Raw genomic sequence first — 12,182 nt, 5'->3', positions numbered from 1 at the left:
GGCGCTTGCGGGCGCCTGCCCGCGGGGCGGTGTTTCGAGGGAGTCAGGTATGAACGCAACACCACCCGGCGCGGGTGATGCCGCGGCACCGCCGGTGCTGCTGGACGTCAACGGCATCGAAGTCATCTACAACCACGTCATCCTGGTGCTCAAGGGCGTTTCCCTGCAAGTGCCGGAGGGCAAGATCGTGGCCCTGCTGGGCGCCAACGGCGCGGGCAAGACCACGACCTTGCGCGCGGTGTCCAACCTGCTCAAGGGCGAACGCGGCGACGTCACGAAAGGGCAGATCCGCTACCGCGACGAGCGCGTGGAACGCCTGTCTCCGGCCGAGCTGGTGCAGCGTGGCGTGGTGCAGGTGATGGAAGGGCGGCACTGCTTCGCGCACTTGACGGTGGAAGAGAACCTGCTGACCGGTGCGTACACCCGTCGGTTGAGCCGGGGCGACACCTCCGCCGCCTTGGACCGCGTGTATCAGTACTTCCCGCGCCTGAAGCAGCGGCGTACCAGCCAGTCCGGCTATACCTCCGGCGGCGAGCAGCAGATGACGGCCATCGGGCGGGCCTTGATGGCCAGCCCCAACATGATTTTGCTGGACGAGCCGTCCATGGGCCTGGCGCCGCAGATCGTCGAGGAAATCTTCGAGATCGTGCGCGACCTCAACCAGCGTGAACGCGTGAGCTTTCTGCTGGCGGAACAGAACACCAACATTGCCCTGCGTTACGCGGACTACGGCTACATCCTGGAAAACGGCCGCGTGGTGATGGACGGTGCGGCGGACGCGCTGGGCGCCAATGAAGACGTGAAAGAGTTCTACCTGGGTATTTCCAGCGGCGCGCGCAAGAGCTTCCGCGACACCAAATTCTACCGGCGGCGCAAGCGCTGGCTGGCTTGAAGCAGCGGCGCTGGTGAGCAGCGCCGGCAAGCGTCGCTCTTTATCAGAAGAGGCGGCGGGTTCGAACACGGGTGCCCTTTGATGGAGACCGGGCATATGTCCAATTTCTTCGATGGCCTGGAAACTCGCGCACCCGAGCAGCGCGAGCAGGACCTGATGGCGGCGCTGCCGGGCGCGATCGTCCATGCGCAGACGCAGGCACCGGCGCTGGCGCGCCAACTGGCCGGGGTCGACGCGCGCGCGGTGACCTCGCGTGCCGCGCTGGCGGCCTTGCCGGTCTTGCGCAAGCACGAATTGCTGGAAGGCCAGCAGCGCAGCCGCGCGGCGCCCGGGCCCAACGATGCCGAAAAAGTCTTCGGCGGCTATGCAGCCCTGGGTTGGGGCCAGGCCCTGCGGGTGTTCGCATCGCCGGGGCCCATCTACGAACCGGAAAGCGCCCGGCGCGACTACTGGCGCTTCGGGCGGGCCCTTTATGCCGCCGGCTTTCGCCAGGGGCACCTGACGTACAACTGCTTCTCCTATCACTTCACGCCGGCCGGCTCCATGATGGAGACCGCCGCCCACGCGGTGGGCTGCACGGTCTTTCCCGGCGGCACCGGCCAGACCGAACAGCAGGTCATGGCCATCCGCGACCTGGGGCCCAGCGGGTATACGGGTACGCCCAGTTTCCTGAAGATCATCCTGGAGAAGGCGGAAGAACTGGGGGTCAGGCTGGACACCTTGCGCCGCGCCCTGGTGTCGGGCGAAGCGTTTCCGCCGTCCCTGCGTGACTGGCTGTCGGCCCGCGGCGTGCAGGGCTACCAGGCCTACGGCAGCGCCGATCTGGGCCTGATCGCCTTCGAGACGGAGGCGCGGGAAGGGCTGGTGGTGGGCGAGGACATCATTGTCGAGATCGTGCGTCCGGGCACCGGCGATCCCGTGGCGGAAGGGGAGGTCGGCGAGGTGGTGGTGACCACGCTGAATCCGGATTACCCGCTCGTGCGTTTCGGCACCGGTGACCTGTCGGCCGTGCTGCCGGGCCAGTCGTCCTGCGGACGTACCAATCTGCGTCTGCGCGGCTGGATGGGGCGGGCCGACCAGACCACCAAGGTGCGCGGCCTGTTCGTCCATCCTTCCCAGGTGGCCGAGATCCTGCGGCGCCATCCCCAGGCGGGCCGGGGGCGGCTGGTGGTGACGGGGGCGACCGGGGCCGATCGCATGGTCTTGCGGGTGGAGGCGGCCGACGCGGCGCCGGCGCTGGCGCAAGCGCTGGCCGAATCGGTCCGCGATGTCACCAAGCTGCGCGCCGAGGTCGAGCTGGTGGCGCCCGGCAGCCTGCCGAACGATGGCAAGGTGATCGAGGACGCCCGCTCGTACGATTGAATCCGGGCCGGGCACGGCTCATGCTCGGGCGGCCGCCGGGGGTGTGATCTTATTACCCCGGCTCATTTACCTGATCCTCATCCGCCGCGCTAAGCTTATGCCCCTGCGCGGCGCAGATCAGCGCGCCCGAACTGGATAAAGGACTCATCATGCGTATCGTCAAGGCCGTCATCGGCGCGGCCGTCCTGGCCGGCATTGCCCACACGGCGCAAGCCGCCCCGGAACAAGGCAAGACCCTGGACGTGGTGCGCCATCGCGGCACCGTGCTGTGCGGCACCACGACCGGATTCGCCGGTTTCTCCGCGCCGGATGCCCAGGGCAACTGGAAGGGCCTGGACGTGGACGTGTGCCGTGCCGTCGCCGCCACCGTGTTCGGCGACGCCAGCAAGTTCAAGGTCGTGCCGCTGAACTCGCAGCAGCGCTTCACCGCCCTGCAATCCGGCGAAGTCGACCTGCTGGCGCGCAACACCTCGGTCACGCAGCAACGCGATACCGCTTTGGGCCTGGTCCATGCCGGCGTCAATTTCTATGATGGCCAGGGCTTCCTGGTGCCGAAGTCGCTCAACGTCAAGAGCGCCAAGGAACTGAACGGCGCCACCATCTGCCTGCAGGCCGGCACCTCCAACGAAAACACGCTGGCCGACTGGGCGCGCGCCAACAAGGTCGAGTACAAGCCCGTGGTGATCGACCAGTTCAACGAGGTGGTCAACGCCTTCGTCGCCGGCCGCTGCGACGTATTCAGCACCGATGCGTCGGGCCTGGCGTCGATCCGCATCTCCAAGCTGACGAAGCCGGACGACTACATGGTGCTGCCGGAGATCATCTCCAAGGAGCCCCTGGGCCCGTTCGTGCGCCAGGGTGACGACGGCTGGCTGAACATCGTGAAGTGGTCCATGTCGGCCATGATCGAAGCCGAGGAATACGGCGTGACGTCGGCCAATGTGGACGAGCAGCTCAAGAGCCCCAACCCCAATATCCAGCGCATCCTGGGAGTGATCCCGGGCGCGGGCAAGAACATGGGGGTGGATGACAAGTGGGCCTACAACATCATCAAGCAGGTGGGCAACTACGGCGAGAGCTTCGAGCGCAACGTCGGCCAGGGCAGCCCCTTGAAGATCCAGCGCGGTCTTAACGCGCAATGGAACAAGGGCGGCCTGATGTACGCCCTGCCGATCCGGTAAACGCCAGGGTCAGGCGCTGCGCCGGGCTGCCACAGCGTTGCCCGCGCGGCTGGCGGATTTGCGATCCAGGTGGCCGGAAATCCACTGACCGATGTCGACCACCGCGTCGAAATCGATGCCCGTTTCGATGTCCAGACCGCGCAGCATGTACAGCACGTCTTCCGCCGCGACGTTGCCGGTGGCGCCCTTGGCGTAAGGGCAGCCGCCCAGGCCGGCCACGGAAGTATGGAAGATGGCAACGCCGGTTTCCAGGGCCGCCAGGATGTTGGCGACCGCCTGGCCATACGTGTCATGGAAGTGGCCGGACACACGCGCCGGATCCACCTTGGCCGTCACCGCGCGCATCACTTCGCGCACGCGCGCCGGCGTGCCCACGCCTATGGTGTCGGACACGTCGATCTCGTCGCAGCCCAGGGCCAGATAGCGCTGGGCGACGTCCACCACGGCGGCTACCGGCACCTCACCTTGGTAGGGGCAGCCCAGCGCGGTGCTGATCGAGCCACGCAAGCGCAAGCCGGCCGCCTTGGCGGCTTCGGCCACGGGTTCGAAGCGGGCGATCGATTCAGCGATGGAGCAGTTGATGTTCTTTTGCGAAAAGGCTTCGCTGGCGGCGCCGAAGATCACTACTTCGTCGGCCTTGGCGGCCAGGGCCGCGTCGAAGCCTTTCATATTGGGCGTCAGAACGGAATAGATCACGCCCGGTTTGCGTTCGATACCCGCCATGACCTCGGCGCCGTCCGCCATCTGCGGCACCCATTTGGGCGAGACGAAGGACGCTGCCTCGACATTGGGAAAACCGGCCGCGGACAGGCGGTTCACCAGTTCGATCTTGACGTCGGTGGGAATGAAGGTTTTCTCGTTCTGCAGGCCGTCGCGGGGCGAGACTTCGACAATTTTCACGCGTTCGGGGAAAGACATGGTGATTCCTGTTCTTGGTTCTGTTCGTGTGACTCCTGCGGCGGATTTTAGTCCTTGCCGCGAGCCGCGGATTTTGCGCTGCTACGTTGGTAGTACCCACTTTCACGGCGAGCCACCTTGCCAGCCAGTTCCAGCCGCAGCAGGACCGCGTCCAGGTCGGCGCTGGGCAGGCCGCAGCGCTGCATCAGCAGTTCGCGGTGCACGGGGTCGTGGCCCAGGCAGGCGAGCACCGTCGTAGTCGCTGGGTCGTGCTGCGTGCCGGCTACGGCGTCCGCCGTTTCGACGTTCCCGGGTTGCCGCTTCGGGGCTGGCCGCAAGGGGCTTTGCCCTGGCGCGGCCAATTCATCTTCGATGTCCTCGGCGCTTTCCACCAATTTCGCGCCTTGGCGGATCAGGGCATGGCAGCCGCGCGTCAAAGGAGAGTGAATCGAGCCTGGAATGGCGAAGACTTCGCGGCCGTATTCGCCCGCGAGCCGCGCGGTGATCAATGAGCCACTGCGGCTGGCGGCTTCTACCACCAGCACGCCGCGGCTGAGCCCGGCCACCAGCCGGTTACGGCGAGGAAAATGTTGCGGCAGGGCCGGGGTGCCCAAGGGAAATTCACTGACCAGCGCGCCCAGCTGAGCGATGCGGTCGGCCAGGTCCGCATGCTGCGCGGGATACACCACGTCCACGCCCGTACCCAACACGGCGATCGTGCCGCCCGTGGGCGTGTCACCTGACATCATGCCGCCCTCCGTGTTGCGATCGTGTGACGTCATGGCGCCATTGCCGGCCACGGCCAGCGCGCCTTCGTGCGCCGCCGCGTCGATGCCGGCGGCCATGCCGCTGACGATGTTCCAGCCTTGCGCCGCCAGATGCCGGGCGAAGGCATGGGCGTTGTCGCGGCCGTCGACGCTGGCATTGCGCGCCCCCACAATGGCCAGCGCCGGCTGGCAGAGCATGGCGGGGTTGCCCCGCACGTAGAGCAGGGGCGGCGGGTCGCCGACGTCCAGCAGGCTGCGTGGATAGGCGGGGTCCGCGAGGCAGAGCAGGTGATGCCCTGGCCGGCTTACCCAATCCAGCGCTGCCGCGATGCGTGCCGCCAAGGCCGGGAGGGGCGGGGCCGCCAACTGCCGCGCGAGGGGTGCCGGCACCCATTGCGCCAGGTCGGCGATGGAGCTGGCGTACAGGTGTTGAGGCAGGCCCGTGGCGCCGAGCAGGGCGTAGGCGTCAGCGGGATTCAAGCCGGGTTCGAGCGACAGGCGCAGCCAGGCCGAAAGTTCTGAGGGATCATGAGCGAGCGGCATGCGGCAGTGTCGCATGGCAGGCTGGCGCCTGCCGCGCCACCGTGACCAAACCGCGCGGTCCCCAAACGATTGCCCGAGGGATCCAGATAATGTCCCCTTTATCGCTTAATTAGCCGAAAACTATTAGAAATCAAGTCGTTGATGATTTATCATTACAGGGTTCCCATACTCTCATTCCGCCTGCCGCGCTGACCCCCGGCAGGCTTACGTCATGGCATTGCTCAATATCCTCCGTTATCCCGATCCGCGTTTGCACAAGATCGCCAAGCCGGTCGCGGAAGTGGACGAACGTATCCGCACGCTGGTGCGCGACATGGCCGAAACCATGTACGCGGCGCCCGGTGTGGGGCTGGCCGCGACCCAGGTCGATGTGCATGAGCGCGTGGTGACCATCGATGTGTCCGAGGAAGGCAACGACCTGCTGGTCTTGATCAACCCGGAAATCACCTGGAAGAGCGAAGAGCGCAAGCGTTACGAGGAAGGCTGCCTGTCGGTGCCGGAGATCTACGACGAAGTCGAGCGCTCCGCGCGCATCCGCTTCAAGGCGCTGGATATCGACGGCAAGCCGTATGAGCGGGAAGCGGACGGGCTGCTGGCGGTGTGCGTGCAGCACGAGCTGGATCACCTGGACGGCAAGGTCTTCGTCGAGTACCTGTCTTTCCTCAAGCAGAATCGCATCAAGACCAAGCTGCGCAAAGCCGAGCGCGAAGCGCTGCGGGCTTGACCATGCGCGTTGTCTTCGCCGGTACGCCGGAATTCGCCCGCCTGGCGCTGGACGCCATCCTGGCCGCCGGCCATGAAGTTCCCCTGGTGCTGACCCAGCCCGACCGTCCGGCCGGACGCGGGCTCAAGCTCACCCCCAGCCCTGTCAAGCAGGCCGCCCTGGCCGCCGGCATCCCGGTGGCCCAGCCGCGCAGCCTGCGCCTGGACGGACGCTATCCCGACGAAGCGGCGCAAGCGCGCGAGCAGTTGCTGGCCGCGGCGCCGGACGTGATGGTGGTGGCCGCCTACGGCCTGATCCTGCCGGCCTGGGTGCTGCAATTGCCCACCGCCGGGTGCCTGAACATCCACGCCAGCCTGCTGCCGCGCTGGCGCGGCGCGGCGCCCATCCAGCGAGCCATCGAGGCTGGCGACGAGCGCACCGGCGTCACCATCATGCAGATGGACGAAGGCCTGGATACGGGCGACATGCTGCTGGTGCTGCCGGTGGACATCGGCGCGGATCAGAACGCGGCTGAATTGCATGACGCGCTGGCGGATGCCGGCGCGAAGGCCATCGTCGAGGCCCTGGCCACGCTGCCCACGCTGCGGCGCGAGCGGCAGCCCGAAGAGGGCGTGACGTACGCGGCCAAGCTGGACAAGGCCGAGGCGCCGCTGGATTTCACGCAGACGGCGGCGTTGCTGGCGCGCCGGGTGCGCGCCTTCAATCCGGTCCCGGGCGCGACGGCGCGCCTGCCTGGCCTGGACGATCCGATCAAAGTCTGGCGCGCTTGCGCCTTGCCGGCGGACCAGCCGGCGGTCGTGCCCGGCACCGTGCTGCATGCCGGGCCGGAAGGCGTGGACATCGCCACTGCCGACGGCATCCTGCGCTTGCTGGAAGTCCAGAAAGCTGGCGGCAAGCGCCAGCCTATCGACGTCTTCGTGCGCGGCTGGCAGCCCTGAGCGACTTCCGTTCTTAAGAACCCGGTAGATCGGGGACACCGCGGAGCCGGGTCCCCCGGTCCGCCGGTGTCGCCCCCTGGGGGGCCACGCGCAGCGTGGTACGGGGGGGCCGCTGCTCTGGCGGCAAGCGCCAGCCTATCGACGTCTTCGTGCGCGGCTGGCAGCCTTGAGCGACTTCCGTTCTTAAGAACCCGGTAGATCGGGGACACCGCGGAGCCGGGTCCCCGATCTACCGGTGTCGCCCCCTGGGGGGCCACGCGTAGCGTGGTACGGGGGGGCCCTAATACAGGGTTTGCTGGACCCGGTCCGGCAGCGCTTTATCGTAGGCTTCGCCGTCGAAGCCGTTCTTGCTGATATCGCTGATGATCTTGCCCGTGCTGGGCAGCGCACTGCGTTCGATCTGCGTGGCCGGATCCCACAGGCGTGAACGCACCAGCGCCCGCGAGCACTGGAAGAACACGGTTTCCACATGCACCACCAGCACTGACCGCGGCGGCTTGCCATCCACTTCGAAGCGGGCCAGCAGCGCGGGATCCACGCTGATCTCCGCGCGGCCATTCACGCGCAGGGTCTCGCCCACACCAGGCACCAGAAACAGCAGCGCCACGCGCGGATCCGCGATGACATTGCGCAGGCTGTCGACGCGATTGTTGCCACGCCGGTCCGGCAGCAGCAAGGTATGTTCATCGTCTATGGTGACAAAGCCGGCCGGATCGCCGCGCGGCGAAACGTCCAGGCCTCTGGGCCCGCTGGTCGCCAGGGCCATGAAAGGCGCGGCTTCAATGAACGCGCGGTAATGCGGGTGGATATAAGGCGTTTCCTTGAGCAGGGACGCCTCGCTGGGCTGACCATACAAGGCGGCCAGGGTCTCCAGGTCGCCGATGCGGTGGGCGGCATCGATTTTCATGGCAGTTCCTACGCGTCCGCGCGGTTGAGATAGGCCAGCACCGGGCGCAGCGCCGGCAGCTGGGGCGCGCCCGCGGAAATCGTGGCGCGGTCCGTCCAGGGATAAGGCAAAGCGGTGATCCAGTCGAAAACCGCGCCGGCGTTATCGGCCGGCAGCACTTCCATCGCATCGATGGTGATGGCCAGCTCGCGGACGAGATGCGGCTGCGCCTGGAAGCGCCAGTCGTAGCTGCCGCAGCCCACGCGCACCTGGCCGCTGGTCTTGTCGGTCATGGCCACCATCCAGTCGCACACGAACTGATCCAGCCGCGCGCCGGCGGTCGGCCGCGCCAGATAGAAGGTGTACACGTTCTCATAGGTCTGGCCGAACTTGCGCACCAGCGTATCGGCGATGCCGGGCTCGCCTTCGACCTCGGACGGAAACGCGATGGCCTGGGTCTTCAGGATCATGCGCAGGCGCGCATCCGGCGCGAAGGCGCGCGCGATATACAGCGGACGGTTCTCGTCCTTGCCATGGAAGTAATCGCGCAGCAGGTCTTCGCTGGTGGGTTGCGGAAGGGTCATAATTTCAATGCTCTCCTTTGCTGATCCATTTCGAGACAGTGGGTGCGTGGTATTCCTCGAAGCGTTCCAGCAATTTGCCCGGATCGCTGTCAACCATCAGCATCGCGCGATGTTCCGGACGCATGAAGGCTTCGTCGCGGGCATGGTCGAGGAACTGGGCCAGCTTGTCGTAGAAGCCGGCGATATTGAGCAGGCCGCAAGGTTTCTTGTGCATGCCCAGCTGCGCCCAGGTCCAGGTCTCGAAGATTTCCTCGAACGTGCCGGCGCCGCCGGGCAGGGCGACGAAGCCGTCGGCCCGCTGCACCATCATGGTCTTGCGTTCATGCATGGAACCGACGATGTGTTGTTCGGTCAGTCCCGCATGGGCCATCTCCTTGGCCACCAGCGCTTCCGGGATCACCCCGATGACGCGGCCACCCGCGGCCAGGACGGCGTCAGCCAGCACGCCCATGGTGCCCGCGCGCGCGCCGCCATACACCAGGCCAAGGTTGCGTCTGGCCAGTTCCCGGCCGAAGGCCGCGGCTTGTTCCACATAGACAGGTTGCCGGCCCGAATTGGAGCCCAGGTACACGCAGATATTTTCAAGTGCCATGGATACGTCGGTGTGCAGGGGCCGGCTCGCAGGGAGCGCATGGCGCTTTTTTCCTGCTCAACGGTCCCACGGCGGCAATATTGCCCGCCGGGCCGGGCGGCGGGCGCCCGGGGCAAGCTGGGTAGTTTACAGCCCGCGGCACGGCACTTGCGTAAGTCCCCCGACATAGCGGTCCGGTGGTCGTTTCCTTGCTCAACAGGCAAGCCGGCCACCATCAGGAATTCCGCAAGAACGGCGTCGCAGGACGCCGTTCCATTCACGACAACGCGATCAGGAGAGTACGCCATGGATATGCCTACCCGTTCGGCCGATACGAGCAAATTCAACATGGACGTCGACGCCATACGCAAGAAGGCCCGCAAGGACATCGAAGACGGTGCGGTCACCGACAGCTACCAAGCAGATCGGGAAACCGTGCTCAAGTTGCTCAATGAAGCGCTGGCCACCGAAGTGGTCTGTGTGCTGCGCTACAAGCGCCACTATTTCATGGCTCGCGGCATGAATGCCGAGCCCGTGGCCGCGGAATTCGCCGAGCACGCGACAGAAGAGCAGCAGCACGCCGACAGCCTGGCCGAGCGCATCGTGCAGCTGGGTGGCGCCCCCGACCTGAATCCGGACCGCCTGAGCAAGCTCAGCCATTCGGAGTATGTCGAGGCCAACACCCTGGAAGACATGATCAAGGAGAACCTGATCGCCGAGCGTATCGCCATCGACAGCTACAAGCAGATGGTGCAGTACATCGGCGACAAGGATCCGACCACGCGCCGTCTGCTGGAGCAGATCCTGGCGGTCGAGGAAGAACACGCCGACGATCTGTCGGACTTCCTGGGCTGAGTACGCAATAAAAAAACGCGCGCCACGGTTAACCGTGGCGCGCGTTTGATCGTGAGCGTCAGGTGCGCGTCAGTGCATCCAGCTTGGCCGGATTACGCCCGCGGCGTGTCGATCTCGTCAGCCCACAGATCGTACTCATCCGCGTCGGTAACCACCGCGCGCACCATGTCGCCGGGCTTCAGGTCGCGGTCCGACGCGATGTAGACGCTGCCGTCGATTTCGGGGGCGTCGGCACTGCTGCGGCCGATGGCGCCGTCTTCGTCGACTTCATCGATCAGCACGTCGATCTCGCGGCCGACCTTGGCTTGCAGGCGCTGGGCGGAAATCGCCTGTTGGTGCGCCATGAAGCGTTCCCAACGTTCCTGCTTCACCTCATCGGGCACATGGCCTTCCAGTGCGTTGGCGGGCGCGCCGTCCACCGGCGAATATTGGAAACAGCCCACGCGGTCCAGCTGCGCTTCGGTCATCCAGTCCAGCAGGTACTGGAAGTCTTCTTCGGTTTCCCCAGGGAAGCCGACGATGAAGGTGGAGCGGATCGTCAGGTCCGGACAGGCTTCGCGCCAGCGCTTGATGCGCGCCATCGTCTTGTCTTCGAAGGCCGGGCGCTTCATCAGCTTGAGGACGCGCGGGCTGGCGTGCTGGAAGGGGATGTCCAGGTACGGCAGGATCTTGCCTTCGGTCATCAGCGGGATGACTTCGTCGACGTGCGGGTAGGGGTAGACGTAGTGCAGGCGCGTCCACACGCCCAGGTCCGACAGGGCCGAGCACAGTTCGGTCATGCGGGTCTTTACCGGGCGGCCGTTCCAGAAGCCGCTGCGATACTTGACGTCGACGCCGTAGGCGCTGGTGTCCTGCGAAATGACCAGCAGTTCCTTGACGCCGGCCTTGACCAGGCGTTCGGCTTCGTTCAACACGTCGCCGACCGGGCGGCTGACCAGGTCGCCGCGCATGGACGGGATGATGCAGAAGCTGCAGCGGTGATTACAGCCCTCGGAAATCTTCAGGTAGGCGTAGTGGCGCGGCGTCAGCTTGACGCCTTGCGGCGGCACCAGGTCCAGGTAGGGATTGTGGTCGGCCTTGGGCGGGGCGGCGCTGTGCACGGCGCGCACCACCTGTTCGTACTGCTGCGGGCCGGTCACGGCCAGCACGCTGGGGTGCACGTTGCGGATGACCGCTTCTTCCACGCCCATGCAGCCCGTCACGATGACCTTGCCGTTTTCGGCGATGGCCTCGCCGATGGCGTCCAGCGATTCCGCCTTGGCGCTGTCGATGAAGCCACAGGTGTTGACCACCACGACGTCGGCGTCGTTGTAGGAAGGCGTGACTTCATAGCCTTCGGTGCGCAGCTGCGTGAGGATGCGCTCGGAGTCCACGAGCGCCTTCGGACAGCCCAGGCTGACGAAACCGACGCGGGGCGTGCGGCCGCTCTGGCCACCGTTGCCGCTGCTACCGCCGCTATTGCCGTTACCGGCGCCACCGATGTCGGCGCCGTTACCGCCGTCGGCGTGGATGGCCGAGGCGGGCGTGTTGTCGGCGCTCACGCCGGAGCGGGATTTTTCCAGGATTTCCAATCTATTTCACCGTAGGTTCGCGCAGCGGCCGGGGCCGTGCGGCAAGGATATTCGTCGAAGATTCTTCAGGTCAGGCTGGCTCGGCCGCATGCCAGGGGGGCAGGTCGCGCAAGGTTTCCGGATGGAGGATGGCCACCTGCAGCAGGGTTCTTGCCGCGCCGGAAGGGTTGCGTCGGCCTTGTTCCCAATCCTGCAGCGTTCGGACGCTCACGCCGAGCAAATCGGCGAATTCGGCTTGGGGCAGGCCCACTTGGGTACGGGCTTCGCTGATGCGTGATGCCAGCCATCGGGCGGAATGCCCCGATGGGGTTGCTTTATTCATATCGTGGGTTATTCAGGCAGCGCGCGTCATTGCCGCTACCTCGTTGCACGCCGTCGCGCCGGAGCTGACAGCGGGGATGGGCCGGAATT

13 protein-coding genes are annotated in these 12,182 nt (G+C 66.1%); 6 read left to right on the top strand and 7 right to left on the bottom strand.

Annotation, left to right across the window (positions count from 1 at the left end; genetic code table 11):
• Nucleotides 1–49: 49 nt before the first annotated feature.
• The 3 genes from ASB57_RS21540 (at nucleotide 50) to ASB57_RS21530 (ending at nucleotide 3,435) form a co-directional block, all read left to right on the top strand.
• Nucleotides 50–892, top strand: coding sequence for an ABC transporter ATP-binding protein (locus ASB57_RS21540; RefSeq protein WP_057654069.1), 843 nt, complete (start codon nucleotides 50–52; stop codon nucleotides 890–892).
• A 96-nt stretch (nucleotides 893–988) separates the two neighbouring features.
• On the top strand, nucleotides 989–2,254 hold the full coding sequence (locus tag ASB57_RS21535; RefSeq protein ID WP_057654068.1) for a phenylacetate--CoA ligase family protein: 1,266 nt from the start codon (nucleotides 989–991) through the stop codon (nucleotides 2,252–2,254).
• Nucleotides 2,255–2,403: 149 nt separating this feature from the next.
• Entirely contained in the window at nucleotides 2,404–3,435 is a 1,032-nt protein-coding gene (locus ASB57_RS21530) for an amino acid ABC transporter substrate-binding protein (RefSeq protein ID WP_057654067.1), read from the top strand.
• Between the two features lie 9 nt (nucleotides 3,436–3,444).
• Here the strand turns inward: ASB57_RS21530 and ASB57_RS21525 are convergent, their stop codons facing one another.
• Both ASB57_RS21525 and ASB57_RS21520 read right to left on the bottom strand, forming a co-directional pair.
• A complete protein-coding gene (locus ASB57_RS21525; RefSeq protein ID WP_057654066.1) occupies nucleotides 3,445–4,353 on the bottom strand; it encodes a hydroxymethylglutaryl-CoA lyase in 909 nt (302 codons plus the stop codon).
• Nucleotides 4,354–4,400: 47 nt separating this feature from the next.
• Nucleotides 4,401–5,642 (bottom strand): DNA-processing protein DprA, encoded by a 1,242-nt coding sequence (locus tag ASB57_RS21520; protein WP_057654065.1) that lies wholly within the window; start codon nucleotides 5,640–5,642, stop codon nucleotides 4,401–4,403.
• A gap of 211 nt (nucleotides 5,643–5,853) precedes the next feature.
• Between ASB57_RS21520 and def the strand changes: the two genes are divergently transcribed.
• Nucleotides 5,854–6,366 (top strand): peptide deformylase, encoded by a 513-nt coding sequence (gene def / locus ASB57_RS21515; RefSeq protein WP_057654064.1) that lies wholly within the window; start codon nucleotides 5,854–5,856, stop codon nucleotides 6,364–6,366.
• Nucleotides 6,367–6,368: 2 nt separating this feature from the next.
• Nucleotides 6,369–7,304, top strand: a complete 936-nt coding sequence (gene fmt, locus ASB57_RS21510; protein ID WP_057654063.1) for a methionyl-tRNA formyltransferase — start codon at nucleotides 6,369–6,371, stop codon at nucleotides 7,302–7,304.
• Between the two features lie 280 nt (nucleotides 7,305–7,584).
• Here fmt and ASB57_RS21505 read toward each other — a convergent pair whose 3' ends face one another.
• Genes ASB57_RS21505 through ASB57_RS21495 form a run of 3 tightly spaced genes read right to left on the bottom strand, consistent with a single transcriptional unit; the run spans nucleotide 7,585 to nucleotide 9,366 of the window.
• Complete coding sequence (locus ASB57_RS21505) at nucleotides 7,585–8,211, bottom strand: pyridoxamine 5'-phosphate oxidase family protein (RefSeq protein ID WP_057654062.1); 627 nt, start codon at nucleotides 8,209–8,211, stop codon at nucleotides 7,585–7,587.
• Between the two features lie 8 nt (nucleotides 8,212–8,219).
• Nucleotides 8,220–8,774 carry a hypothetical protein gene (locus tag ASB57_RS21500; protein ID WP_057654061.1) on the bottom strand — a complete coding sequence of 185 codons (555 nt, stop codon included), beginning with the start codon at nucleotides 8,772–8,774 and terminating at the stop codon, nucleotides 8,220–8,222.
• Nucleotides 8,775–8,778: 4 nt separating this feature from the next.
• The gene (locus ASB57_RS21495) at nucleotides 8,779–9,366 is read right to left on the bottom strand and encodes a TIGR00730 family Rossman fold protein (protein ID WP_057654060.1); all 588 of its coding nucleotides are present in this window, start codon (nucleotides 9,364–9,366) and stop codon (nucleotides 8,779–8,781) included.
• A gap of 285 nt (nucleotides 9,367–9,651) precedes the next feature.
• On the opposite strand from ASB57_RS21495, the gene ASB57_RS21490 reads away from it, so the two are divergent.
• Complete coding sequence (locus tag ASB57_RS21490) at nucleotides 9,652–10,200, top strand: bacterioferritin (RefSeq protein WP_057654059.1); 549 nt, start codon at nucleotides 9,652–9,654, stop codon at nucleotides 10,198–10,200.
• A gap of 92 nt (nucleotides 10,201–10,292) precedes the next feature.
• On the opposite strand, the gene rimO is transcribed toward ASB57_RS21490, so the two are convergent.
• Together rimO and ASB57_RS21480 are read right to left on the bottom strand one after the other, a co-directional pair.
• Nucleotides 10,293–11,681 (bottom strand): 30S ribosomal protein S12 methylthiotransferase RimO, encoded by a 1,389-nt coding sequence (rimO, locus tag ASB57_RS21485; RefSeq protein WP_082622044.1) that lies wholly within the window; start codon nucleotides 11,679–11,681, stop codon nucleotides 10,293–10,295.
• A 160-nt stretch (nucleotides 11,682–11,841) separates the two neighbouring features.
• Nucleotides 11,842–12,093, bottom strand: a complete 252-nt coding sequence (locus ASB57_RS21480; RefSeq protein ID WP_057654058.1) for a DNA-binding transcriptional regulator — start codon at nucleotides 12,091–12,093, stop codon at nucleotides 11,842–11,844.
• Nucleotides 12,094–12,182 lie beyond the last annotated feature (89 nt).

This window comes from Bordetella sp. N, from assembly GCF_001433395.1.
Lineage (GTDB): Bacteria > Pseudomonadota > Gammaproteobacteria > Burkholderiales > Burkholderiaceae_B > Bordetella_C.
Note: the sequence above shows the minus strand (reverse complement) of the source record. Positions and strands in the feature narration are given on the sequence as shown.

What these genes read in the sequence shown, in the direction of transcription:
- fmt (WP_057654063.1), top strand. Translation starts at nt 6,369, where the DNA reads ATGCGCGTTGTCTTCGCCGGTACGCCGGAATTCGCCCGCCTGGCGCTG.
- ASB57_RS21495 (WP_057654060.1), bottom strand. Translation starts at nt 9,366, where the DNA reads ATGGCACTTGAAAATATCTGCGTGTACCTGGGCTCCAATTCGGGCCGG.
- ASB57_RS21500 (WP_057654061.1), bottom strand. Translation starts at nt 8,774, where the DNA reads ATGACCCTTCCGCAACCCACCAGCGAAGACCTGCTGCGCGATTACTTC.
- ASB57_RS21525 (WP_057654066.1), bottom strand. Translation starts at nt 4,353, where the DNA reads ATGTCTTTCCCCGAACGCGTGAAAATTGTCGAAGTCTCGCCCCGCGAC.
- ASB57_RS21480 (WP_057654058.1), bottom strand. Translation starts at nt 12,093, where the DNA reads ATGAATAAAGCAACCCCATCGGGGCATTCCGCCCGATGGCTGGCATCA.
- ASB57_RS21520 (WP_057654065.1), bottom strand. Translation starts at nt 5,642, where the DNA reads ATGCCGCTCGCTCATGATCCCTCAGAACTTTCGGCCTGGCTGCGCCTG.
- def (WP_057654064.1), top strand. Translation starts at nt 5,854, where the DNA reads ATGGCATTGCTCAATATCCTCCGTTATCCCGATCCGCGTTTGCACAAG.
- ASB57_RS21540 (WP_057654069.1), top strand. Translation starts at nt 50, where the DNA reads ATGAACGCAACACCACCCGGCGCGGGTGATGCCGCGGCACCGCCGGTG.
- ASB57_RS21535 (WP_057654068.1), top strand. Translation starts at nt 989, where the DNA reads ATGTCCAATTTCTTCGATGGCCTGGAAACTCGCGCACCCGAGCAGCGC.
- ASB57_RS21490 (WP_057654059.1), top strand. Translation starts at nt 9,652, where the DNA reads ATGGATATGCCTACCCGTTCGGCCGATACGAGCAAATTCAACATGGAC.
- ASB57_RS21505 (WP_057654062.1), bottom strand. Translation starts at nt 8,211, where the DNA reads ATGAAAATCGATGCCGCCCACCGCATCGGCGACCTGGAGACCCTGGCC.
- ASB57_RS21530 (WP_057654067.1), top strand. Translation starts at nt 2,404, where the DNA reads ATGCGTATCGTCAAGGCCGTCATCGGCGCGGCCGTCCTGGCCGGCATT.